Raw genomic sequence first — 24429 nt, 5'->3', positions numbered from 1 at the left:
ATGACAGCGAGAGCGCGGGCAGAACCGTTATCGGCGGCGGACGAGCGGACGCTTCTCGTCGCCGCCCTGGGCGCGGCGTCGTTCATCGTCTTCGCGTTCCTGGTCGATCCGGCCCGGGACGTCCTCGCCGGCTTCGCCAGGATCATCCTCGTCAGGGACACGCTCATCACCGATTACATCGGCGTCGGCGGCATCGGCGGCGCGTTCTTCAACGCCGGCCTGACGACGCTGCTCGCGATCGCCTGCTATCGCCGATGCCGCTGCCGGCCGAGCGGCGCCACGATTGCCTGCCTGTTCCTCGTTCTCGGCTTCTCGCTGTTCGGCAAGAACGCGCTCAACATATGGTTCATCATCGCCGGCGTATATCTCTACGCGCGCTTTCGCGGCGATCCGTTCTCGGTTCACATCAACACGGCGTTCTTCGGCGCGGCGCTGGCGCCGATGTTCTCGGAAATTCTGTTCAGCTCCGCGCTGTCGCTCCCGGTCAGCCTGCCGCTCGCCGTCGCCACGAGCCTGTGCACCGGCTTCATCCTGCCCCCGGTGGCGGTCCAGCTTTTCAGGGCCCACATGGGCTACAATCTCTACAACATCGGCTTCGTCGCCGGGATCGTGGGCACCCTCATCGTCGCCATCTACAAGTCCTACGGCTTCGTGCCGGATCCGGTCATGATCTGGACGTCCGGCAACAATGCGGTGCTGGGCGGCTTCCTGTTCGTCGGCCTCATCGGCCTCATCGCCGGCGGCATCGCCCTCGACCGCGAATGGCTCGCCGGCTTCAGGACCATCCTCGCCGCCCCCGGACAGGCGCCGACGGATTTCATCGCGCTCGCGGGGCTCGGGGCGACGCTGGTCAACATGGGCATCGCGGGCCTGATCGGCGTGGCCTATGTGCTGCTCATCGGCGCCGACCTCAACGGGCCGGTGATCGGCGGCATCTTCACCATCGTGGGCTTCGCCGCGCTTGGCAAGCATCCGCGCAACGTCGTGCCGATCATGCTCGGCGTGTTCCTCGGGTCGCTGCTCAAGCCGTGGAGCATCGATGATCCGGCGATCGTGCTCGCCGCCCTGTTCGGCACGACGCTGGCGCCGATCGCCGGGCGCTTCGGCTGGCACTGGGGCGTGGCCGCCGGGTTTCTCCATTCATCCGCCGCGCTTTCCGTGGGCTTTCTGCACGGCGGCCTGAACCTCTACAACAACGGCTTCGCGGCCGGAATCGTGGCCGCCGTGCTGGTGCCGATCATTCTGGCGATCAGGGAGCGCGGGCAGCCGCCCGTCGGCGAGCGCCAGCCCGTGACCGGCATCACGCCCGCAGCGCCGCCGCCGGCGGCTGGCGGTAGGCAAGCCAGGCAGGAATGAGCGCGATGGCGGCGGCGACCGCCAGCAGCACGCCGGCGAAGGCGATGTCCGGCCATTCCAGCGATACGGGCAGCACGATACCGCTCTCGCGCGTGAAGAAGGCGGCCGCCACCTTCGCGCCAAGAAGCCCGAGCCCGACGCCGAGCACGACACCGAGACCGATGAGCAGCAGCAGCTCCGCCCACACCACGCCGAAGATCGCGCCGCGCGGCGCGCCGAGCGCCCGAAGCGCGCCGATCTGGCGGCGGCGCTGGGCGAGGTGCACGACCGACACCAGCACCACCGCCGCGCCCACCAGCGCCTGGGTGCCGATGGCGATGGCGGTGAGCACCAGCCGCGCGTCGCCGAGCGTCGCATAGAGACGGGTCAGCACCTCGGCCGGAAACACGCCGAGCGTCGTGTCCGTGCGGTATTCCTGCCGCAACTGGTAGGCGTTGGCGATGGTCTTCGGCTTGACGATGATCGCCGGGACGCCGGGAATGTCCGCCCGCCACGGCGGGCCGAGATGGTCCTCGGCCGCATGATCCTGAACGCCGTCATGATCGTGGTCGTGGTCTTCGTCCGCGTGGGCATGATCGTGATCATGGTCGTTGTCGTGATCATGGTCGTGATCGTCCCCGGCGCCCAGGCCGTGGATGCTCCACACCGTTTCGATGGGCACGAGGATGGCGCGGTCCCACGGCGTGCCGGTCGACGCGAGGCGGCCGACCACCGTATAGGCCAGCTCGTCGTGGGTATGTCCGCCTTCGCCGGGCAACCCGTGCAGCGGCTTGATCGTGTCGCCCTGCCGCAGATCGACGAGCGCGCCGATCACCGCGTCGGTAGGCCGGTGGAATTCCTCGCCCTCGGCGAGTTGCCGGCGGCCCTTGTCGGTCAGGAATTCGTTGGTGGTGCCGACGATCGGCAGGCCCTCGAACGAATCGCCGAACCCCACCGGCGCGGCCCACTCGACGCGCGGGTCCTCGGCGAGTGTCTTCAGGACGCCGCCGGGCAGCAGGGTCAGCGGCGCGGCCTGCAGAAAGACGGAGCTCAGCACGAGCTGCGTCTCGGACCCGGCCGCGCCGACGACGAGGTCGAAGCGGTCGGCGGCGCGCGCGCTGCCGAGCCTGAGCGCCCGCTCCTGAATGCCGACGGCGATGCCGAGCGCCGTCGCGAGCCCGATGAGGAGCACGATCACCAGCGATCCCGCCCACAGACGGCGCAGATCGGCCAGAATGAAGCGGACCGGAATCATGACGTCACCTGTGCGTGAACGGTTTCGGGCGCAGCCTGTGGCACGGCGCCGGGAGGAGCCGCGGCCTGCGCCACATCCTCGACAATGCGCCCGGCGACGAGCGACAGCCGCCGCCCGAGGCACGAGGCGAGGCGCGGATCGTGGGTGACGGCGATCAGCGTCGCGTTCTCCTCGCGCGCCAGCTCCGCGAGCAGATCGGCGACCACCGTGCCGCTCGCGGCGTCGAGGCTCGCGGTGGGTTCGTCGGCGACGAGCACGGCGGGCCGGCCGAGAAGCGCGCGCGCCACCGCCACGCGCTGCATCTCGCCGCGCGACATAGTCGCGATATCCTGATCGTGCCGCGCGAGGCCGACGCGGTTAAGCAGTGCCACGGCGCGCTCCCGGACGGCGGACGGCACGGAGAAGGCGCGGAACCGCACCGGCAGCAGCACGTTCTCGATGGCGCTGAGCCCGGGAAACAGATGGAACTCCTGCATCACCAGCCCGACGTGCTTGGCGCGCCACGCATCGCGCTGCGATTCGCCGAGCTGCGCCAGATCGGTGTCGCCCCAGCGCACCGACCCGCCCGCCGGCTTCTCCAGCCCGGTGATGACATTGATCAGCGTCGTCTTGCCCGAGCCCGACGGCCCGGTCACGGCGACGGTCTCGCCCGGTTCGATCGCGAGTTCCGCGATATCGAGCACCGGCGCCTCGAGGCCCGGAAAAGTCACCTTCACGCCGGAGAGCAGGAGCGCGACCATCAGACCGTCCTGAAGCTTGCGCCGGTGAGCCGCAGCAGGCTGACGAAGCCGGTTTCGGGATCGGTCCACGATCCCACCTCAAGCGTGCCCGTCACCTCGATGGTCTGGTTCGATTGCACGAAGGTCTGCCTGTCGCCCAGATAGACGACCACGATGTCGTCCGGCCAGTCGGCGTCGGACGAGCAGAACGGGCACAGCGCCATGGGCATCTTGGTCAGCACGAAGAAATTCGATTCGGCCTTGAGCGGCGGCGCCATGAAACCGCGCATGGACACCTGCTGGCCCTTCAGTTCCTTGACGCGGTCGGAGAATTCGAGCCCCAGCACGCTGATCTTGCCGTAAAGTTGCTCGAAAGTCAGCGCGTTGTCGCGCGCCCGCGCGGCACCGGTTCCCAGCACGGCAACGGCTGCGGCGCCGATACCGCCCGCCATCATGTCACGGCGCGACAAGCCGCCGCGCCCCGCCGAAGAACAAGCCATTTCCAGTCTCCACTCTCCCGCCCGCCGCGTCGCCGGGCCGACGATCGGCGCGCCGGTCGTCCATGCAATGATATACAGAAACATCATTCACCTTTGGTGACAGATGCCCCGCTCCTTCATGAGCAAAGCCCGGGCAGCGGTGCCGCCCGGGCCGATCGCGATGGACGAGACGCTTACTTCTCGACGCCGAGCGCCAGAAGGTCGACGACGATCCGGTAGACGTCGGAGTTCTCGAGATAACCCTGGAACCGCTCCGCGCCGGCGCCCTGGGCCTGCAGCACGACATCATCGACCGCATGCACGCCGGTGTCGCCGCTGCGCGGAATGTTGCCGATGCGCAGCACCGCGCCGGGCACGTCCTTGTACTGCTCGTTGGCGACGTATTCGCCCTTCTCGTTCTGGATGGCGGGGACGAACGGGCCGTCGAGCTTCGGACGCCACGTCTCGTAGTAGTCCGGGAAGTTGTTGGCGAAGATGGCGAGACGCCTGCTCACGTCGATGCGGTCCGGATAGCCGTCGCCGTCCTTGTCCTCGTAGTTGGGGAAGCCGGCGTCCTGATAGGTGCCAACTTTCTCGCGCATCTCATCGCCGGGCTTGTCGTCGTCGATGGTGCCGATCAGGGACACGCCGTGGGTGTGGTCGGCGGTGACGATGATCAGCGTGTCGGGGTTGCGCTCGGCGAACTCGCGGGCAACGCCGACGGCGTTGTCGAGCTCGATGGTCTCGACCACGGCGCGGTCCCAGTCGAGCGGGTGCGACATCTTGTCGACGGAAGCGCCCTCGACCATCAGCACGAAGCCGTCCTGATTCTTCGACAGCACGTCGAGCGCCGCCTTCGTCATGTCCACGAGACCGGGCTGGTTCGGGAACGTCTTGACCGTGCCCCCCTTGAGGAACTGGCGGTCGAGCAGCGTGTCCATGTTGCCGGTGTGGAAAAGGCCCAGGATACGGCCGGAGTTGGTCTCGAACGCCGCCTTGATCAGTTCGTCGCGGTCGGTGGCGAGCGCGAAGCCCTCGTCGCGGAACTTGGCGATGTAGTCGATGTCGTCCGTGCGCTTGGAGCCCGGCGTGCTCTGGGGCAGGAAGTAGGCCGAGCCGCCGCCGAGCAGCACGTCGGGAAGCACGTCGAAGAACATGCCGACGATCTTGTCCTTGTCGGCGCGCCGGCGCGTGTTGGCGACGAGAGCAGCCGGCGTCGCGTCCTCGACTTCGGCGGTGGAGACGATGCCGAGCCGCTTGTTCGGCGCGGCGCGGCGCAGGGCCTGACCGATGGTTTCCTGCTTCGGATGGGCGAGCGAATCCTTGGCGCGGCTGTCGTAGACGCCGAGCGCGTTCACGGCCGACTTGTGGCCGGTGAAGTAGGCGGAAGCCGTGTTGGCGCTGTCGGCGGCGATCGAGTCGGTGCTCGACGTGCCGATGAAGGCGAGGTGCGGCAGGTGATCGATGTTGAGCCGCCCGTTCGTCTTGCCCTCGGTGTTGCCGCGCGACATGATGCGGGCCGCGGTGCGGTGAGCAACCGACAGGCCGTCGCCGATGAAGAAGATCACGTTCTTGACGGCCGGCTGGCTGGCCGTGCCGTAGACTTCCCACGTCACCGACTTAGCCGGCTGGCTGCCGACGCTCGCCTCGATGGTGTAGGTGCCGGGCTTGCTGATGACCGCGTCATCGAGCTTGATCGAGGACGCCTCGGCGCCATCTTCCTTCTCGACGAACTCGGCCTTCTTGCCGAACACGGAGGCGTAATCCTCGCCGTTCACGAGCACCTTGACGTCAGCCTCGTTCACGACCGACGGGAACTCGACCTTGAAGTCGAAAGGCGAGCCGGAAAGGATCGTGGCGCGGTCGATCGGGTAGACGGTTTGAGCACCGGCAACGCCGGGCACGATGGCAACAGCCATCATAGCCAGCCAATACTGTCGCATGGTCTGATGTTCCTGTTTCTAGCGTCGGATAGAGCCTGCCGCGCCGGATTGGGGAAGCGCCGGCAAACATCGCGCAGAGCCTACGACCCGCGCGTGTCAGTCAGATGACCGGGATAAATAAACACCGCGCCCTATCGTGCTATTCGGAGTCCGAAGCGCGCCGGCTTCGTGCACATCGCAAGTCCGCCGAAAACATGCCCGCCATGTTGCAGATTTTATTTCAATTCTAGTTCCTCGCAATAAAATTAGTTACTTAGCATTCCCAATGCCGCCGCGGCCATAAACGTCAGCGACAGGATCGATAACACGATCTGCACATCGAATATGTAATGTTATACTGTTATCATTTGCTGCCATTGAAACGCCATCCGCGGCCGGCAGCTTCTGTCACGGGAGACCCGCTCCCGGCTCTCGCCGCAAGCCCCTGTTTCCAAACGTTCGTATGCTTTCGAGCGAAGCGCGCGCCAGATCCGGGGAATCGCCCGCGGCGCGGTCACTGACGTGTCCGGATCGGTGTTGTATAAGTTACAGAGCCGCCCGGCCGGGTCCGCCGCGCTGCGGCCCTATCGCGCACGCAGCGGAAGGTGCGAATCGCGCCGCCGCGCTATGTCTTTGTTGTTGCATAAGATTTATCCGGAAGCGGTACCGGTTCTTCGGCTTGATGTTTTTGGTTTCCGACAGGTTTTTTCCTGGCCGGCCGGACTCCTCGCCCGATCTCCACCCCGATCCACAGGCCGGACCTGTAACATTTCGCTCATGTGTCATGACAGCATAACATGCGCCCTCTAGAAACATCTGTCATCGGCCGAAGGCCGCGAGACTGAGACATCCCGGGATTCTCGACATTGCCCATTGTTGCAATCGCCTACCTGGTCTTCCTGGCCGCGCCGGTGGCGCTGCTCGCGATCGGCTCCTTCGGCGAAAGCTGGAGCAATACGCTGCTGCCCACGGGCTTCACCTTCCGGTGGTATCTGGAGGTGGCGAACGATCCGAGCTTCCGGCGCGCCTTCGTCACCAGTCTGCAGGTCGTGGCCGTCACCTGCCTGCTCAACGTGCTGATCGGCCTGCCGCTCGCCTACGCCATCCACGCGGGCGCGCGCGGCGGCGTGCGGTTCGCCGCAAGGCTCGTCACGCTGATGCCCGTCGCGGTGCCGGAGCTGGTGCTCGCCTTCGGCTTCATCCTCGTGTTCTCGTCCGACGCGCTGCCGTGGCTCGGCAGCTTCTGGCTGCTGGCGGCGGGGCACGTGGTGCTCACCCTGCCCTATACGGTGACGGCGCTGGTGGCGGACATGGACCAGCTGGGCCTCGATGAATACGAATACGCGGCGGCGACGCTCGGCGCCTCCTTCGCGGCCCGCCTGCGCGACGTGACGCTGCCGCTGCTGCGCCCGAGCCTGCTGTCAGCGCTGCTCACCGTCGCTGCGCTCTCCATCGGCGAGTTCCAGCTCTCGAACCTCGTCGCCGGCTTCCTGTCGCGCACCTATCCCGTGGTCCTGCTGCAGGCCTTCTACGGGGCGACCGGCTTCGCCTGCGCGGCAACGGTGGTGCTGCTGGTGCTCGCCGTCGCCGCATCGATCGCCAGCGGCGCGGCCTCGCGGCTTGCCGGCACGGAACGGGCGGAGCCTGCCGCATGACGCTCGCCTACGAGAACGTGTCCTTCACCTATCCCGGCAGTGCGGCCGGCGTGTTCGACGTCTCGCTCTCGATCGCGCGCGGCGAGCTCGTCGCCATCATCGGCGCGTCGGGCTCGGGCAAGTCGACCATCCTGCGGCTTCTCGCCGGGTTCGTGAAGCCCGCGAGCGGGCGCATCCTGATCGACGGGCAGGACGTGGGCGATCTGGCGCCCGAGGCGCGCCGGCTCGGGGTCGTGTTCCAGAACTACGCGCTGTTTCCGCACATGCGGCTGTGGGAGAACGTCGCCTATCCGCTCAAGGTGCGCGGCCTGTCGCGCGCCGAGCGCCGCGCCCGGGCCACGGACATGCTCGCGCGCGTCGGCATGCAGGGGCGCGCCGACGCGTACCCGGCGGAGATTTCGGGCGGGCAGCAGCAGCGCGTGGCGCTGGCGCGCGCGCTGGTGTTCGAGCCGCGCGGCCTGCTGCTCGACGAGCCGCTCTCGGCGCTCGACGCGGGCTTGCGGATCGGCATGCGCGACGAGATCCGGCGTGTGCAGCGCGCGGCCGGCATCGCCACTCTGCTGGTGACGCACGATCAGGAGGAAGCGCTCTCCATCGCCGACCGGGTCGTGGTGATGCACGAGGGGCGGCTCATCCAGGTCGGCACGCCGCACGAGCTCTACGAGACGCCGGCGGATGCGCGCGTCGCCGCCTTCGTCGGCCAGTCCAACCTGTGGCCGGGCACGGTCGCGGGCGCGGACCGCGTCGAGACCGCGATCGGCGCCCTAGCCTGCCGGACGCAGGAGCGCGCCGTGGGCGAGGCGGTGACGGTGCTGGTGCGCCCGGAGCGGATCGTGCCGGTTGCCGCGCCGGACGGCACGACGCCGCCCGGCCACTTCCGGGGGCAGCTCGCCACCGACCGCTATCTCGGCCCCATCCGCCGCATCGACCTTGCCGTCGACGGCGGCCTCATCCGGCTGGAGACACACGAGCGCGGCCCGATCGACTGGGTGTCGATCCCGGCTGACGCCGTGCGGCTGCTCCCGCCGGCGGATTTCACTCCCTCATCTCAAGGATCACCGACATGAACAGACGGCAATTGATGACACGCGTCGCGGCGGCCGCAATGGTGCTAGGCCTTACGGCTCCCGCCTTCGCCTTCGAGGGCGAGGAATACTATCCGGGCGAACGGGCGCTTTACGAAGCCGCGCAGAAAGAGGGCCTCGTGGTGTCCTTCGACACCGGCCCGACCTGGGCCAACTGGGCCGGCCAGTTCAAGGCGTTCACGGCGCGTTATCCGGGCGTCGAGATCGTCTACAACGACCTCGGCTCGGCCGCGACCGTGGTGGCGCTGGAGAAGGCGCGCAACCGCCCGCAGGCCGACACGGCCTATTACTTCGCCGGTTCCGCCCTCGACGCCGTCAAGGCCGACGTGGTGGAGGGCTACGAGCCGGTGAACTTCGACCGCCTGCCCGCGGAACTGCGCGACCCGGAGGCGCGCTGGTTCTCGGTGCACACGCTCAGCGTGGCGTTCCTGGTCAACACCAAGCTGGTGAAGAACGTGCCGCAGAGCTGGGCCGACCTGCTGAAGCCCGAATACAAGAACGCCGTCGTCTATCTGGACCCGCGCTCCACCGGCCAGGGGCAGGTCGTGGCCTTCGCCGCGGCCTTCGGCAACGGCGGCAGCGTCGACGACGTCGCGCCCGGCATCGAATACCTCGGCAAGCTGACTGCGGCCGGCAATGTGCTGCGCACGGTGGGCACCACCCCCTACGCCCAGTTCGTCAAGGGCGAGATCCCGATCTGGATCGGCTATGAGAACGACGGCCTCAAGGCCAAGTATACCGACGGGCTCGGCGACGACGTCGCCGTCGTCATCCCCACCGAGGCGACGGCCGCCGCGCCCTACGCCATCTCGCTGGTGAAGAACGGGCCAAACCCCAATGCCGGCAAGCTGTGGCTCAACTTCATCCTGAGCGAGCCGGGCCAGAAGATCTTCGCCGAAGGCTTCGTGCGCCCGGCGGTGCCCGGCATCGGCCTGCCGGCGGACCTCGCCGAGAAGCTGCCCGCCTCGCCGCAGGTGCGCCCCATCGACATCGCCAAGGCGACGGCGAAGAAGGCCGAGATCGACGCCGGCTGGTCGAAGGCGGTGCTGGGCCAGTAGAGCGCGTTCCGATCCGACGGAATCATCTGATCGGTCAGAATTCGCTCAAAATCAAAAACTGAGAGCATGTCATCGTTTCCGTAAAATGATGACATGCTCTAAGAACCATCCCCGGCCGGCCGCACCCGCCCGGACGGGGAACTCCCGCAGCGAGCATTGACTGATGAGCACCCGCGTATCGAGCCGCACGCTCGCCGCCTTCGCGACCCCCGGCGCCGCGCTGATCGGCCTGTTCTTCCTGCTGCCGGTCGGCGCGGTGCTCGCCGGCGCGCTCGCCGGGGGCGGCGGAGCCTTCGCGCGCCTTGCCGCCGATCCCGTGTTCTGGAACGGGCTTCGCGGCACGCTCGTGCTCGGCACGGCGGCGCCGCTGTTCTCGCTCGTCGTGGGCTTCTGCGTGGCGCTGACGCTGGCGCGGCTGAAGCCCGGCCTGCGCACGGCGACGCTGATCGCCATTTCGCTGCCGCTGACCTTTTCCGGGCTCATCGTCGCCTACGGCTTCATCCTGCTGCTGGGGCGGGCCGGCTTCGTGACGCTGCTGCTGGCGGAATTGGGCTTCGATCCCGCCACCGTGGGCGGGTTCATCTATTCGCCGCTCGGGCTTGGCCTCGCCTATTCCTATTATCTCGTGCCGCGCGTGGTGCTGATCGTGCTGCCGGCGGTGAGCAATTTCGACCGCACGCAGCTCCTGGCAGCGCGTTCGCTCGGCGCGGGCAGGTTCGCGGCGCTTCTCGACGTGATGCTGCCGCAGATCATGCCGAGCCTCGTCGCGGCCTTCTGCCTGACCGCGGCGGTGGCGGTCGGCGCCTACGGCACCGCGCTGGCGCTCGTCGGCACGCAGGTGAACATCCTGCCGCTGGTGCTCTACAGCAAGATTTCCGAGACCGGCAGCGATTTTCCGGCCGCCGCCGCCGCATCCCTGGTGCTGGTGGCGATCTGCGTGATGGTGATCGCCGTCGGCGAGGCGTTTGGTGGCCGGCGCCGGCGCTGACCGGCCGAGGCGCCTCACCCCGGCAGGCCGGTGCGCACCAGTTCGCGCCAGAACCGGACGCCGTGCGGGATGATGGCGTCGTTGAAATCGAAACGCGGCGAGTGGAGGTTCGGGTTCTCGCCCTCGCGCCGGCCGCCGAGCATGAAATAGCTGCCCGGCCGCTCGCGCAGGATGAAGGCGAAATCCTCCGCCGCCATGTTGAGCTCTGCCTCGACGACCCGCAGCCCGATCCCGGACGCCACATCCCGGATGACGGCGGCACAGGCGGGATCGTTGACGGTGGCGGGATAACGGTCCGTGTGCGCCACCTCGGCCGTGCATCCGTAACCCGCCGCGACGGCCGCCGGCAGCGCGCGCAGCCGTTGCCTGATGGTGTCGGCGACCGCGTCGCGGAACCAGCGCGTCGTGCCGCGCAGCACCACCTTTTCGGGAATGACGTTCCATGTGTCGCCGCCGTGGATCTGCGTCACGGAAACGACCCCCGCCTCGATCGGCGGCACGTTGCGGCTGGCGATGGTCTGGAGCGCGCCGACGACGGCACCGGCCGCCACCACCGGGTCCGCGCCCTCGTGCGGCATCGCGCCGTGGGCGCCCCTTCCCGCGATGGTGATCTCGAACGTGCCGAAAGCCGCCATCATCGGCCCCTCGCGCACGGCGCAGGTGCCGACATCGAGGCCGGGCCAGTTGTGCATCCCGTAGACCGAATCGAACGGGAACAGCCGCAGCAGCCCGTTCGCGATCATCTCGCGCGCGCCGCCCTCGTTCTCCTCGGCCGGCTGGAAGATGAGGTGCACCGCGCCGTCGAAGGGCGTGCGCGCGATGGCCCGCGCCGCCGCCAGCAGGGTCGCGGTGTGGCCGTCATGGCCGCAGGCGTGCATCTTGCCCGGCACGCGCGACTGGTAGGCGACGCCGGTCGCCTCGGGGATCGGCAGCGCGTCCATGTCGGCGCGCAGGCCGATGCTGCGCCGGCCACTGCCCTTGCGCAGCGTGCCGACCACGCCGGTGCGCGCCAGGCCCGTATGCACGTCATAGCCGAAGGCGGCGAGCTGCCGGGCGACGAAGGCCGCAGTCTCGCGCTCCTCGAACGCCAGTTCCGGCCGCGCGTGCAGTGCGTGACGCCACCGCACCGCCTCCTCGATCTCGGCCGGCGCGATGTCGTTGGCGGATGGCGTGTCGTGAGTCGGCATGGTCCCAGGTCACTATCGCTGTCACTATCGCTGCCCGTCAGCCGGCGCCCTTCTCTTCTTCCGCGATGGCCTGCAGCAGGTCGTGGGCGAGGTCGGTGGCGCCGAGATCGATGGCGGTGTTCAGTATCCTGATAGCCCTTTCCGTATCACCCTTGCGGTAATAGGCAAGCCCGAGAAAGGTGAGCGCGCGCTCATGCGTGCTGAACCCCCTCAGCAGATCGATGGCGGCGTCGGGATCGCCGCGCCCGAGCGCCAGCATGGCGAGGCCGATGGGTCCCGCCTCCTGCTCCGGCCGGGCGGCCCGCACACCGAGAAAGATACGCTCGGCTTCCGTGTCGCGCCCCTGCATGAGCGCGGCAAAGCCCAGTTCCGTCATCAATCTGACCTGCTCTGTCTCCAGCATGGACAACTCCTTCGCGGGCAACGGACAAGAAACCCCGCCGGCGAACGTATCATACGACGCGACACAACTCCACGGATGCGACATATTTGTCGGGGAAGGTCTTGCGCCGGGGCCGCGCCGGCAAGGCAAAAGGCCGGCGGGCGCGTGCCCGTCGGCCTTCGGCATGATCCGGCAGGAGGCGCGTCAGAACGAGCCGACGAGCGAGCCGATCACGATGACGGCCACCAGCGCGAGGATCGCGCCGAGGATCGCGGCCATGACGATGTCGAAGTAGCTGTCCTTGTGGTTCGAGCCGCAGACGGCGAGCAGCGTCACCACGGCGCCGTTGTGCGGCAGGCTGTCGAGCGTGCCCGCGCCGATCACCGCGACACGGTGCATCAGGCCGGGGTCCAGGCCGGTCTCGGCGGCGATCTGCATGTAGGTCGGGCCGAGTGCGTCGAGGGCGATGGTCAGGCCGCCCGAGGCCGAACCGGTGAGCGCGGCGAGGATGTTGGTGGAGACGGCGAGCGACACCAGCGGCCCGCCCTCGATGCCCAGCACCCATTCCTTCACGGCCTCGAAGGCCGGCAGCGCCGCGACCACGGCACCGAAGCCGACGAGGCTCGCCACGTTGAGGATCGGCAGCACGGAGGCGTTGGCGCCGGCATCGAGCGTGGCGCGGATGCTCGGCAGGCGCGCGAAGTTCGTCGCCACCAGCACCAGAATGGCGACGAGCAGCGCCACGATGACCGACCACACGCCGCCGACGGCCGACAGCGTCGTGTTGCCGAAGGCGTCGGTGGCGAGGAACGAGGCGTCGTAATTGGGCAGGATGACGAACGACATGACGAGGTTGACGAACACCACCACCACGAGCGGCAGCGCCGCGATATGGAACGGCGGCAACTGGCTCACCTTCCCGCCCCTGCCGATCTCCTCGGGGTCGAACTCGCGCGCGGTCGTCGCCCGCTCGCGGACCACGTCGTCCTCGGCGGCGGTTTCGGCGATCTCGCCGCCCGTGCCCTCAAACGAATATCCCTCGCCGGCAAGGCGCGCCCTGCTCTCCTGGCGCTTCAGCCACCACAGGCCGAAGCCCAGCATGATGGCGGAGGCGAGGATGCCGAGCCCCGGCGCGGCAAAGGGGTTGGTGCCGAAGAACGGCATCGGGATGGCGTTCTGGATCGCGGGGGTGCCGGGCATCGCCGACATGGTGAAGGTCGCGGTGCCGAGCATGATGGCCGCCGGCATCAGGCGGTGGGGGATGTTCGCCGCCTTGAACAGCGCATGTCCCATCGGCGCCAGCACGAAGAAAGCCACGAACAGGCTGACGCCGCCGTAGGTGACGAAGGCGCCGGCCAGCACGATGGCGAGGATGGCGCGTTGCGTGCCGAGCTTCTCCGTCATGTAATTGGCGATGGACTCGACCGAGCCGCTCGCCTCCATCAGCTTGCCGAACACGGCGCCGAGCAGGAAGATCGGAAAGAACTGCGCCACGAAGCCGGCGGCAGAGCCCATGAAGGTCTGCGTCCAGTGGGCGAGCAGCGGCTGGCCGGCGAGCAGCGCGGCGAGCACGGCGCACAGCGGTGCCAGCAACAGGATGCTCCAGCCCCTGTAGGCGAGCCAGATCAGCAGCCCGAGGGCTATCAGAATACCGAGGATACTCATGGTTCGCTCCGGCGTTAGATCTGCTCGAGAATGTTGTCCAGCAACTGGTCGAGATCGAAAGTAGCGCGCACGCCGAGATCAACCCTGTGCTCGTGCAGGAAGGCCTCGGTCGTGACGTTGCCCTCCTCGCGCAGCAGCGTCAGAAACTCCCATTCCGCGTTCATCTTGGACGACGCGCCGAGCTTGGTCAGCAGCGGCGTGGTGATGCGGTGGATGCGCATGTCGGCCCATTGCTCGACCCAGCCCACATGGTCCAGGTCGCCCTCGTCGCGAATGAGGCGTGTGAACAGGGCGATGGCGCGCAGTTCCTTCTTCAGGCTGGAGTTGAAGGCGATCTCGTTGAGGCGGTTGAGGATGTCGCGCGCGCTCCTCGGCACGCCCGGGCGCTCGATGGGGTTGATCTGGATGAGGATGGTGTCGCGCGCCTCGCTCTCGCGCACGATCGGGGTGAGCAGCGGATTGCCGGAGAAACCGCCGTCCCAGTAGGCGTCGCCGTCGATCTCCACCGCCTGGTGCACCAGCGGCAGGCAGGCGGACGCGAGCAGCACGTCGGCGGACAGCTCGTGGTTGCGGAACACCCGCGGCAGGCCGGTGCGCACGTTGGTGGTGTTGATGAACAGCTTGATCGGCGACTGGCGCAGGCGCTCGAAGTCGATGCTCTCTTCCAGGATGTCACGCAGCGGATTGAAGTTGGTCGGGTTGAGGTCGTAGGGCGAGAGCAGCCGGCTCGCCAGGTCGTAGAAGACGTAGCCGGGCGAATTGTCGAGCGTCCAGTTGCCGAACAGCACGTCGAGCGGCGCGCGCTGCAGCGGGCTGAAGCGGGCCGCATCGCTGACCTTGCGCCAGAACTTCTCCAGCGCCGCCTTGCCGCCCTCGCGGCCGTTCAGCAGGTAGCCGTAGGCCAGCACCGCCGCGTTCATGGCGCCGGCCGAGGTGCCGCTGATGCTCTCGATCTTCAGCGTGGGATCGTCGAGAAGGCGCTCCGCCACGCCCCAGGTGAAGGCCCCGTGCGACCCGCCGCCCTGGAAGGCAAGATCGATCGGCAGGGGGTCGTCCGCCGTGCCTCGGATTGGTTCGGATCCTTGATTGGTCATGCCTCATCCTTTCCCGATAGCAAATCAGCGACCCAGCGGCTGGACTGGTATTCGTCGCAAAGGGTGACAACGGCAATGAGCACCGGCACGCCGATGAAGGCGCCCGGAATGCCCCACAGGAAGCTCCAGAAAAACACCGCGAAAAGCACCATGAACGGCGAGACTGCGAGCGCGTTGCCAGCCACGCGCGGCTCCAGATAGCTGCCGATCAGGAACTGGATCAGGTTCATGCCCGCGAACACCGCCGCCGCCGACTGCCAGGACTCGAACTGCACCACGGCGAACAGCGTCGGCAGGACGGTGGCGATCAGCGGCCCGATGAAGGGGATGTAGTTGAGCGAAAAGCCGATCATGCCCCAGGCGATGGCGGGCTCGAGCCCCGTGACCGAGGCGAAGACCCACAGCACGAGGCCGGTCATGACGCTCATCAGCGTGCGCACGCCCATGTAGCGGCGGAACTTTTCCGCGATCTCGCCGCCGGCGTTGCGCAGCCTGATGCCCCAGTCGCCCGCCCGCGCCAGCTTGCGCTCGACGACGTCGACCTCCAGCAGCCCGAGCAGCACGAAGATGAAGGCGATCACGGCAAAGCCGGCGAGGTTGTTCGCCCACAGCACGAAGCCCTGGAAGATCCGCACCAGCCAGTTGACGTTGAAGCTGTCGGCGAACACCCCCGCGAGCGTGATGCCGTGATCCTCCAGCCATTGCGTCTTCTGGAGATAGAGTTCCTGAAACCGGGCGGCGTTGGCGATGATCCACTGCCCCGCGCGGGTAAAGCCCCAGGCGGAGAGGCTGAGCACGGCGCCGATGACCACGATCGTCAGCACCAGCGTCACCGCCAGCGCCAGCAGCTGCGGGATGCGTTCCTGCAACGCCTTCTGCAGCGGCCAGACGATGGCGATGGTGAACAGCGCGAAGAAGATCGGCGCAACGATGGCGCTCGCCTGCGACAGCGCGGCCCCCGTCAGGATCACGGCGATCACGCCGGTCAGGAAGCCGTGGCCGCGCCCCGCCGCCGCGACGCTCATGCCACTGCCTCCGCGTGCGGCGCGCTCTCCGGCTGCTTCTCCGGCTGCGTGTCCGGCCCGAACCACGCCACGTAGAGCGCGGGCAGGAAGATCAGCGTCAGCAGCGAGGCGACGAACAGGCCGCCCATGATGGCGAAGGCCATCGGCCCCCAGAACACGGTCGGCGCGATCGGGATCATGCCGAGCACGGTGGAAACCGCGGTGAGCAGGATCGGCCTGAAGCGCAGCGAGCTCGCCTCGATCACCGCCTCGCGCACCGTCTTGCCGGTCTTGCGCTCCGCCTCGATCTGGCCGATCAGGATGACCGCGTTCTTGATGATCATGCCGAGCAGCGCGAGGATGCCGAGGATCGCCACGAAGCCGAGCGGCTGGCCCGACACCAGGAGCGCCGCCACGACGCCGATGAGCCCGAGCGGCGCCACCGCCAGCACGATGAAGAGGCGCTGGAAGCTCTGCAACTGGAACATCAGCACGGTGAACATGATCAGCAGCATCATGGGCACCACCGCGACGACCGACGCCTGCGAGGCGGCGCTCTCCTCCACCGTGCCGCCGACCTCGATGACGTAGCCCGTCGGCAGCGTCGCCGACAGCTCGGCGATGTCGTCCGCCAGCGCGTTGACCGCCGTCTCGGGCAATTCGCCCAGCACCACGTCGGCCTGCACGGTCAACGTCGGCACGCGGTCGCGCCGCCACACCAGCGGGAAGTGCTGGTCGTATTCGAAGGTGGCGAACTGGGAGAGCGGCACCGTGCGCCCGCCCGGCACCGCCACCTGCAGCGAGCGCAGGGTTTCGGGCGTCACGCGCTCCTCGTCCACGGCGCGCGCCACGACGTTGACGAGATAGATGTCGTCGCGCACCTGCGAGACGGTCGAACCGGTGATCACCGTATTCAGGATAGCCGACACCGCCTGCGACGAGAGGCCGAGCAGACGCGCCTGATCCTGGTCGATGCGCAGGCGGATCTCACGGGCGGGCTCGATCCAGTCGAAATTGACCTTCTCGACTCCGGGGTACGCCGAGACGATGCGCGACAGCCTGAGCGCGATCTCGCGCACTTCCGCAATGTCCGGCCCCGTCACACGGTATTGCACCGGCCAGCCCACCGGCGGGCCGAGTTCCAGCGGCGAGATGCGCGCCACCACCTGCGGGAAATGGTCCTCGAAGAGCGCGTTCAGCTTGGTGCGCAGCCGCTCGCGCGCCGCGACGTCCTTCGCCACCACCACGGCCTCGGCCATGAACGTATTGGGCAGCTGCACGTCGAGCGGCAGGTAGAAGCGGATCGCGCCCTGGCCGACATAGGTGCTCCAGCGGTCGATGTCCTCGTCGCCCTCGATCAGTTCCTCGAACCGCTTCACCATGTTCTCGGTGCCGTGGATCGAGGTCGATTGCGGCATGCGCATCGTCACCAGCAGCTCCGGCCGGTCGGACGAGGGGAAGAACTGGCGCGGAATGAGCGGCATCGCCAGCAAGGCGAGCACGAACCCGCCGAGCGTCACGGCGATCGTCACGTAACGCGCCTTGAGCGCCAGCGCCAGGAACGCCTTGTAGCCCTTCTCCATGGCGCCCGGCCCGGCCGGCTCGCTGCCCTGCTTCGGCGCCTTGATGAGCGCGATGCCGATCAGCGGCGTGAAGATCACCGCCACGAACCACGACACGACGAGCGCGATGGACACCACGGCGAACAGCGAGAACGTGTATTCGCCGGCGGAGCTTGCCGCAAAGCCGACCGGCACGAAGCCGGCCATGGTGACGAGCGTGCCCGCCAGCATGGCGAAGGCGTAGGTCCTGAAGGCGAACGTCGCCGCCACCTCCTTGCTGTCGCCCTTGCCGAGCCGCGTGATCATGGCGTCCGTCGTCGTCATGGCGTCGTCGACGAGCAGCGCCAGCGCGATGATCAGCGCGCCGAGCGAGATACGCTGCATGTCGATGCCGACGATCAGCATCACCGCGAAGACGATGGCGAGTGTCAGCGGAATCGCCAGCGCGATGACAAGGCCCGGCCGCACGCCAAGGCTCAGGAACGAGATGGCGAGGATGATCGCCACCGCCTGCCACAGCGATTCCATGAATTCCGCGATGGCGCCGTCCACGGTCACCGCCTGGTCGGCGACCAGCTTCGCCTCGATGCCGACGGGCAGTTCCGGGATGATCTCCTGCTGCATGACGCGGGTGATTTCCGCGCCCATGGCCAGGATGTCCCCGCCCTCGCGCATGGCGATGCCGAGCCCGATCGCCGGTTCGCCGTTCACCCGGAACATCGGCGAGGGAGGATCGACGAACCCGCGGCGCACGGTGGCGACATCGGAGAGGCGGATGATGCGTGACCCCACCACGAGATTCACCGCCAGGATATCCTGCTCGGATTCGAACGCCCCCGACACGCGCAGCGAGATGCGCTCGTCGCCGGTCTCGATGATGCCGGCCGGCAACACGGCGTTCTGGGCCTGAAGCGCCGAGAGCACCGCCTGGCGGTCAATGCCGAGACGCGCCAGCTCCGTCATGGAGAATTCGAGGAAGATCACCTCGTCCTGCGCACCGATGACCTCGATCTTGGAGACGTCCGGCACGTTGAGCAGCCGCGAGCGCGTCGCCTCCACGTAGTCGCGCAGCTCGCGATGGGTGAAACCGTCGGCCGTGAAGCCGTAGATGATGCCGAACGTGTCGCCGAACTCGTCGTTGAAGAACGGCCCGAGCACCCCCCGCGGCAGGGTATGGGCCATGTCGCCGATGCTCTTGCGCACGTGATACCAGATGTCCGGCACCTCGGCTGCCGGCGTCGCGCCCTCGAGATCGACGAAGATCGTCGTCACGCCGGCGCGGGTGAAGCTGCGCAGATTGTCGAGGCGGGGCGTCTCCTGCAGGGTGCGCTCCAGCCGCTCGGTGATCTGCAGCAGGGTGTCCTCGATGGTCGCGCCGGGCCAGGCGGCGCTCACCACCATCGTCTTGATGACGAAGGTGGGGTCCTCGTTGCGCCCCAGCCGCTGGAACGACAGGATGCCCGCCGCCACGGCCACGATCATGAAGTAGATGACGAGCGAACGGTGCTTCAGCGACCATTCGGACAGGTTGAAGCCGCCCCTTGCGGAGCTGGAGCCGGGGCCGCTCATGATGAGGCACCCGCGATGCGCACCTTCATGCCCTCGTGCAGCACCTGCACGCCGGCGGTGACCACGATCTCGCCCTCCTCGAGCCCGCTCGCCACGGCGATGGTGGAGGGATTGAAGCGCTGCACCTCGATGTTGCGCAGCGAGACCGTCGACGTCTGCGGGTCGAAGATCCATACGGCCGGCTGCTGGTTGAACTCGGTCAGCGCGCTCGCCGGCAGCTCGATGGCCGTGCCGGCGTCGAGCCGCATGGTGCCGATGACGGTCGCGCCGAGCCGGAAGGCCGCCGGCGGATTGTTCAGCCCGACCTTCACCTGGAAGGTGCGCGTCACCGGATCGGCCTGCGGCGCGACCTCGCGCACCCGGCCCTCGGCCGTCACGCCGGGCGTATCGCTCAGCGCCACGGTGATCACCGGATCGGACGGCGCGACGCGGAAGACGTTGGCCGGCACGTCGAACACCGCATCGCGGCCGTTCTCGCGGGCGATGCGCACGATCATCTGCCCTGCTTGCACCACCTCGCCCGGCTCCGCGCCGCGCGCCGTGACGACGCCGTCGGCATCGGCGTGGATCTCGGTGTAGTCGACGTTGTCGCGCGCGATCTTGAGCTGTGCCTAGGCATTGTCGACCTGCGACTGGGCGGAGAGGTAGGCCTGCTCGGCCGCGTCATAGTTCGCCCGCGTGGTGAAGCCGCGGTCGAGCAGGTGCCGCTGGCGTTCGTAGGTGTTGCGCGTCTGCGACAGCAGCGCGTTGGCGGCGGTGAGCGCCGCTTCCGCCGAGCGCAGGTTGTTCTGCGCGTTCTGCGCATCGAGCCGCGCCAGCGTCTGCCCGGCCGTCACCCGGTCGCCGACATTGACGAGGCGCTCCAGCATGCGCCCGCCGATGCGGAACGCCGCCGCCGCCTCGTCGGCGGCCTCGACATGGCCGGTCAGCGTTACGGTATCGCCGGCCTCGCGCACTTCCACGGTGATCGTGCGCACGGTGCGCGGCGGCGGCTCCACCCGCTCGGGTTCCGAATTGCACGCCGCCAGCAGGGGAAGGGCCAGAAACGCCGAAAGACCTATCGTCCACCGCCGAAACGCGCACTGCGCGCTCCCGCCTCGCGGGATTGTGAAGTCACTCGACACGGTGCCCTCCGCAGATATGAAAAAACGAATTGTTCAGTTCGGGCTGATATACACAGAATCTATGCCTAGACAATACACATTATTGGATGACAACATTACAAATGCATCGACGACAGGAGATCGATCAATTTTCGAGCATAATATTTAGATGTGATATATTTACACATTGATGATCGCATTCTTACGCGGCCGCCATCGTGCCGCGAACGGGCCGGCTGTCCCCGGCGCGGCGATCGGAATTGCCACAATCGCCCACCAAAAAATCGTTCGTCGGGAAATCGACTTGCGCGGCATCAAGGGAGGGTGCAGTTTTCACCTTTATGTTATCCGTCGTTGTTACGTCATGCACGATCTGGAGAAGTCCCGTGAAAGCCGCCGATATCATGAGCCGCAATGTCGTCACCGTCTCTCCCGACGAGAGTATTGCCGACGTCATCGCGCTGATGCTGGAAAAGAAGATCAGCGGTGTGCCCGTCGTGGACGCGGAGCGAAACGTCGTCGGCATCGTGACGGAGGGCGATTTCCTGCGCCGCACGGAGCTGGACACCAGGCGCGAGCGCACCCGCTGGCTGGAATTCATCCTCGGGCCGGCGAAGGCGGCGGCCGACTTCGTCGAGGCCAACGCCCGCTACGTCCGCGACGTGCTCACGCCTAATCCCTACACAGTAACGGAATACACGCCGCTCAACGACATCGTGGCGCTGTTCGAGCAGCACAAGATCAAGCGCGTGCCGGTGACGGCCAACGGCAAGCTCGTCGGCATCGTCAGCCGCATCGACCTGCTGCGCGCGCTCGGCAAGCACCTGAACCGCCCGACGCTGGCCAGCGACGACACCATCCGCGAGCAGATCACGGCCGCCATCGCCCGCGAGCCGTGGGCGCCGCCCTACATCCCGGAGCCGGAGGTGGAGGACGGCGTCGTCACCCTGCGCGGCACGATCTTCGACGCCACGGTGCGCGAGGCGCTGAAAGTGCTGATCGAGACCGTGCCGGGCGTCAGGCAAGTGCGGGACGAACTCGTTCTCGTCGAGCCGCTTTCTGGCGTCATCCTCGACCAGCCCGAGGACAAGAACGGGCGCGCCTGAGCCGGCGCGATCCACACCGGACTTGACGCGCGGCCCACAACAGGGACAGTGACGGCGTCAGTCTGGAGTGATCATGTCCGTTGCCGCAGCCTTGTTGACCCTGCCCGCGCTGGCGCTCGCCTTTCCGGCCATCGACCCGGTGGCCGTCTCGATCGGCCCGCTGGCGATTCGCTGGTATGCGCTCGCCTATATCGCCGGCCTCGTCGGCGGCTGGATCTATGCCCGCCGCCTCGCGAACGCGCCCTCGCTGTGGGGAACGGTCAAGCGCCCGACGGGCGCCGACATCGACGACATGCTCGTCTACGTCGCGCTCGGCGTCATCCTCGGCGGGCGGCTCGGCTACGTGCTGTTCTACAACCCTCTCCAGTATCTCGCCGATCCGCTGTCGGTCTTCGCCGTGTGGGAGGGCGGCATGGCGTTCCACGGCGGGCTCGCGGGGGCCGCCGCCGCCATGGCGTGGCTCGCGCGGGCGCGAGGCGTCGGGGTGCTGTCGCTCTTCGACGTCGCGGCGGCGGTCGCGCCGATCGGCATTTTCTTCGGCCGCATCGCCAATTTCGTCAACGGCGAGCTGTGGGGCAGGCCCGCGCCCGACCTGCCGTTCGCCATGGTGTTTCCCCATGGCGGGCCGGTGCCGCGCCATCCGAGCCAGCTTTACGAGGCGTTCGCGGAAGGGGTGCTGCTGTTCGTGCTGGTGGCGGTGACGGTGCGCGTCGCCGGCTTCCGCCGGCCCGGCCTGGTGACGGGGGTGTTCGCCGCGGGCTATGCGGTGGCGCGCAGCGTGTGCGAATTCTTCCGCGAGCCGGACCCGCAGCTCGGCTTCCTGTTCGGCACGGGGGTGTCGGCGCTGGAGGGCGGCGTCACCATGGGCATGCTGCTGAGCCTGCCGCTCCTCGTCGCCGGGCTCTGGCTCATCCGCCGGGCGCTCGCCCGCAATCCCGAACGGGAGGTGACCGCATCATGACCCCGGCCAACGAAAACGGCGCGCATGAGACCCCGCTGGCGCTGGAGCTGAAGGCCGCCATCGCGGCCGGCGGGCCGATCACCGTCGAGCACTACATGGCGCTGTGCCTCGGCCATCCCCGCCACGGCTACTACATGACGCGCGACCCGCTCGGCCTGTCGGGGGATTTCATCACCGCGCCCGAGATCTCGCAGATGTTCGGCGAGCTCATCGGCCTGTGGGCGGCCGAGGTGTGGCGCGCCATGGGCGAGCCGGCCGGTGTGCGCCTCGTGGAACTCGGCCCCGGACGCGGCACGCTGGCGAAGGACCTGCTGCGCGCGGCAAAAGCCCTGCCCGGCTTCCACGCCGCCATCGGCCTCGATCTCGTCGAGACGAGCCCGGTGCTGCGCAAGCTGCAGGCCGAGACGCTCGCGGATTCCGGCTTCACGCCGCAATGGCACGACGCCTTCGCCGAAGTGCCGGAGGGACCCGCCATCGTCCTCGCCAACGAGTTCTTCGACTGCCTGCCGGTGCGCCAGTACGTGCGCATGGGCGACGGCTGGCACGAGCGCCTCGTCGGCCTCGACGCCTACGAGAAACTCGCCTTCGGCCTCGCGCCCGAGCCGGAGCCGGCGCTGACCCGCGGCGCGCCCGACGGCGTGCTGATGGAGTTTCCGGCAAGCCATCTCATCGCCGTACGCCAGATCGCCGAGCGGGTGACGCGCCACGGCGGGGCGCTTCTGGCCATCGACTACGGCCACCTGCGCACCGGCTACGGCGAGACCCTGCAGGCGGTGAAGAACCACGCCTTCGTCGGCGTGCTCGACGCGCCGGGCGAATCGGACGTCACCGTCCACGTCGATTTCGCCGCCCTCGCGCAGGGCGCGCTGATGGCGGGCGCGGCCGTTCACGGCCCCGTCTTCCAGGCCGATTTCCTGACGCGCCTCGGCATCCGGGAACGGGCGCAGGCGTTGAAGGCGCAGGCGCCGTCCCACGCCGCCGCCATCGACGCGGCGCTGGCGCGCCTCACCGACAGCGACAGCCGCGGCATGGGCAGGCTGTTCAAGGCGATCGTCGTCGCCCACCCCGCCCTGCCGCTCCTGCCCGGCTTCGACAGCTATCGCCAGCCGCACCGAGGGGGCGCGGGAGACCAGCCATGACACGACCAGGCATGACGCAGCAGACCGATACCCGGAAAACCGATGCCCAGAAAACTGATACCCGGAAAACTGATGCCATGGAGGTGCTGGAGGCAGCGTCGCTCAACGCGCTCTCCGGCGTGCGCCATGCGTTCTTCACCCGGCGCGGCGGCGTGTCGGAAGGGCTCTACGCCGGCTTGAACGGCGGCATCGGCTCGTCGGACGCGCGCGAGGCCGTGCACGAGAACCGCCGGCGCATGGCGGCGCATTTCGGCCTGCCGGCGGAGAGCCTCGTCACGCTCTATCAGGTCCATTCCGCCGATGTCGTCACCGTCGCGGAGCCCTTCCCGCCCGATGCCCGGCCGAAAGCCGACGCCATGGTGACGGCGCGGCCGGGCGTGCTGCTCGGCATCGCCACCGCCGACTGCGGGCCGCTGCTGTTCGCCGACCGCCAGGCGGGCGTCGTCGGCGCGGCGCACGCGGGCTGGAAGGGAGCCTTCAGCGGCGTGCTCGAAGCCACGCTCGACCATATGGAACGGCTCGGCGCGCGGCGCGAGCGCGTCACGGTCGCACTCGGGCCGACCATCAGCCGCGCCGCTTATGAGGTGGGGCCGGAGTTCGTCGCCCGCTTCGTGGAAGCCGATGTGGCGCTGGCGCGCTTTTTCTCGCCCTCGCCGCGCGCCGGCCACGCCTTCTTCGACCTGCCGGCCTTCATCGGCGAGCGGGCGCGTCTCGCCGGCGCCGGCGCGTTCGAGGATCTCGGGCTGTGCACCTACGCCGACGAGGCGCGCTTCTACAGCTTCCGCCGCACGACCCATCGCGGCGAGCCCGACTACGGCCGCCTGATCGCTGCCATCGGACTGGCCTGACGGCCGGAAAGATCATACGCCACCAGCACGATGGAGCCGGGCAGCCGCCGCAGACAAGCAACAGCAATATTGCCTCACAATACCGCTGAACGACAGGTTATCCCTATAAGTAATAATACTTATAGATTCCCACACAATGCCCATGCTAAATATTGACAAGCTGATCTATCACGCTATTACTGCCACACGAGCTGAGATTCGCGCATATGCATGCTGACCTGAGCGATCCGAAGTTAAAAAATACTCATCTGGAAAATCAAATCAAATCAAATCAAATCAAATCAAATCAAATCAAATCAAATCAAATCAAATC

At 67.8% G+C, this 24429-nt stretch carries 21 protein-coding genes; 9 read left to right on the top strand and 12 right to left on the bottom strand.

All coding sequences use genetic code 11. The features are described from left to right. Nucleotides 1-1356, top strand: a 1356-nt coding sequence (locus ACUSIJ_RS28530) for a DUF1576 domain-containing protein (protein ID WP_449311805.1), incomplete at its 5' end; no start/stop codon positions are given. Here ACUSIJ_RS28530 and ACUSIJ_RS28525 read toward each other — a convergent pair. The 4 genes from ACUSIJ_RS28525 to ACUSIJ_RS28510 all read right to left on the bottom strand — a co-directional run bounded on the left by ACUSIJ_RS28525 (nt 1301) and on the right by ACUSIJ_RS28510 (nt 5731). Next, entirely contained in the window at nt 1301-2590 is a 1290-nt protein-coding gene (locus tag ACUSIJ_RS28525) for an FtsX-like permease family protein (protein WP_449311804.1), read from the bottom strand. The genes ACUSIJ_RS28530 and ACUSIJ_RS28525 overlap by 56 nt on opposite strands. After that, complete coding sequence (locus ACUSIJ_RS28520) at nt 2587-3330, bottom strand: ABC transporter ATP-binding protein (RefSeq protein WP_449311803.1); 744 nt, start codon at nt 3328-3330, stop codon at nt 2587-2589. Before ACUSIJ_RS28520 ends, ACUSIJ_RS28525 begins: the two co-directional genes overlap by 4 nt. Beyond that, nucleotides 3330-3809 carry a hypothetical protein gene (locus ACUSIJ_RS28515; protein WP_449311802.1) on the bottom strand — a complete coding sequence of 160 codons (480 nt, stop codon included), beginning with the start codon at nt 3807-3809 and terminating at the stop codon, nt 3330-3332. The genes ACUSIJ_RS28520 and ACUSIJ_RS28515 overlap by 1 nt, the downstream gene beginning before the upstream one ends. Before the next feature lie 173 nt (nt 3810-3982). Beyond that, nucleotides 3983-5731 carry an alkaline phosphatase gene (locus tag ACUSIJ_RS28510; RefSeq protein ID WP_449311801.1) on the bottom strand — a complete coding sequence of 583 codons (1749 nt, stop codon included), beginning with the start codon at nt 5729-5731 and terminating at the stop codon, nt 3983-3985. Nucleotides 5732-6576: 845 nt separating this feature from the next. Between ACUSIJ_RS28510 and ACUSIJ_RS28505 the strand changes: the two genes are divergently transcribed. The 4 genes from ACUSIJ_RS28505 to ACUSIJ_RS28490 all read left to right on the top strand — a co-directional run bounded on the left by ACUSIJ_RS28505 (nt 6577) and on the right by ACUSIJ_RS28490 (nt 10496). After that, on the top strand, nt 6577-7365 hold the full coding sequence (locus tag ACUSIJ_RS28505; protein ID WP_449311800.1) for an ABC transporter permease: 789 nt from the start codon (nt 6577-6579) through the stop codon (nt 7363-7365). Next, complete coding sequence (locus ACUSIJ_RS28500; RefSeq protein ID WP_449311799.1) at nt 7362-8432, top strand: ABC transporter ATP-binding protein; 1071 nt, start codon at nt 7362-7364, stop codon at nt 8430-8432. The genes ACUSIJ_RS28505 and ACUSIJ_RS28500 overlap by 4 nt, the downstream gene beginning before the upstream one ends. Continuing rightward, nucleotides 8429-9508 carry an extracellular solute-binding protein gene (locus ACUSIJ_RS28495; RefSeq protein WP_449311798.1) on the top strand — a complete coding sequence of 360 codons (1080 nt, stop codon included), beginning with the start codon at nt 8429-8431 and terminating at the stop codon, nt 9506-9508. Before ACUSIJ_RS28500 ends, ACUSIJ_RS28495 begins: the two co-directional genes overlap by 4 nt. 163 nt (nt 9509-9671) lie before the next feature. Then, a complete protein-coding gene (locus ACUSIJ_RS28490; protein ID WP_449311797.1) occupies nt 9672-10496 on the top strand; it encodes an ABC transporter permease in 825 nt (274 codons plus the stop codon). A gap of 14 nt (nt 10497-10510) precedes the next feature. Here the strand turns inward: ACUSIJ_RS28490 and ACUSIJ_RS28485 are convergent, their stop codons facing one another. The 8 genes from ACUSIJ_RS28485 to ACUSIJ_RS28450 form a co-directional block, all read right to left on the bottom strand. After that, nucleotides 10511-11683, bottom strand: a complete 1173-nt coding sequence (locus tag ACUSIJ_RS28485; RefSeq protein WP_449311796.1) for an amidohydrolase — start codon at nt 11681-11683, stop codon at nt 10511-10513. A 37-nt stretch (nt 11684-11720) separates the two neighbouring features. Continuing rightward, nucleotides 11721-12086 carry a tetratricopeptide repeat protein gene (locus ACUSIJ_RS28480; RefSeq protein ID WP_449311795.1) on the bottom strand — a complete coding sequence of 122 codons (366 nt, stop codon included), beginning with the start codon at nt 12084-12086 and terminating at the stop codon, nt 11721-11723. A 183-nt stretch (nt 12087-12269) separates the two neighbouring features. Then, entirely contained in the window at nt 12270-13730 is a 1461-nt protein-coding gene (locus ACUSIJ_RS28475; protein WP_449311794.1) for a GntP family permease, read from the bottom strand. A 14-nt stretch (nt 13731-13744) separates the two neighbouring features. Next, entirely contained in the window at nt 13745-14824 is a 1080-nt protein-coding gene (locus tag ACUSIJ_RS28470) for a patatin-like phospholipase family protein (RefSeq protein WP_449311793.1), read from the bottom strand. Further along, on the bottom strand, nt 14821-15849 hold the full coding sequence (locus ACUSIJ_RS28465) for an AI-2E family transporter (RefSeq protein WP_449311792.1): 1029 nt from the start codon (nt 15847-15849) through the stop codon (nt 14821-14823). The genes ACUSIJ_RS28470 and ACUSIJ_RS28465 overlap by 4 nt, the downstream gene beginning before the upstream one ends. Continuing rightward, the gene (locus tag ACUSIJ_RS28460) at nt 15846-18959 is read right to left on the bottom strand and encodes an efflux RND transporter permease subunit (RefSeq protein ID WP_449311791.1); all 3114 of its coding nucleotides are present in this window, start codon (nt 18957-18959) and stop codon (nt 15846-15848) included. The genes ACUSIJ_RS28465 and ACUSIJ_RS28460 overlap by 4 nt, the downstream gene beginning before the upstream one ends. Next, nucleotides 18956-19558 (bottom strand): efflux RND transporter periplasmic adaptor subunit, encoded by a 603-nt coding sequence (locus tag ACUSIJ_RS28455; protein WP_449311807.1) that lies wholly within the window; start codon nt 19556-19558, stop codon nt 18956-18958. The genes ACUSIJ_RS28460 and ACUSIJ_RS28455 overlap by 4 nt, the downstream gene beginning before the upstream one ends. A gap of 12 nt (nt 19559-19570) precedes the next feature. Beyond that, nucleotides 19571-20083 carry an efflux RND transporter periplasmic adaptor subunit gene (locus tag ACUSIJ_RS28450; protein WP_449311790.1) on the bottom strand — a complete coding sequence of 171 codons (513 nt, stop codon included), beginning with the start codon at nt 20081-20083 and terminating at the stop codon, nt 19571-19573. Between the two features lie 365 nt (nt 20084-20448). On the opposite strand from ACUSIJ_RS28450, the gene ACUSIJ_RS28445 reads away from it, so the two are divergent. The 4 genes from ACUSIJ_RS28445 to pgeF all read left to right on the top strand — a co-directional run bounded on the left by ACUSIJ_RS28445 (nt 20449) and on the right by pgeF (nt 24116). Continuing rightward, nucleotides 20449-21168, top strand: a complete 720-nt coding sequence (locus ACUSIJ_RS28445) for a CBS domain-containing protein (RefSeq protein WP_449311789.1) — start codon at nt 20449-20451, stop codon at nt 21166-21168. A 73-nt stretch (nt 21169-21241) separates the two neighbouring features. Beyond that, entirely contained in the window at nt 21242-22129 is an 888-nt protein-coding gene (lgt, locus tag ACUSIJ_RS28440; RefSeq protein WP_449311788.1) for a prolipoprotein diacylglyceryl transferase, read from the top strand. Further along, nucleotides 22126-23268 (top strand): class I SAM-dependent methyltransferase, encoded by a 1143-nt coding sequence (locus ACUSIJ_RS28435; protein WP_449311787.1) that lies wholly within the window; start codon nt 22126-22128, stop codon nt 23266-23268. The genes lgt and ACUSIJ_RS28435 overlap by 4 nt, the downstream gene beginning before the upstream one ends. A gap of 77 nt (nt 23269-23345) precedes the next feature. After that, nucleotides 23346-24116: a peptidoglycan editing factor PgeF gene (gene pgeF / locus ACUSIJ_RS28430; RefSeq protein ID WP_449311806.1), complete on the top strand. Its 771-nt coding sequence runs from the start codon at nt 23346-23348 to the stop codon at nt 24114-24116. Nucleotides 24117-24429 lie beyond the last annotated feature (313 nt).

Source organism: Pseudochelatococcus sp. B33 (assembly GCF_053570585.1).
The sequence above is the reverse complement of the archived record's forward strand: the minus strand, read 5'-3'. Positions and strand labels throughout refer to the sequence as shown.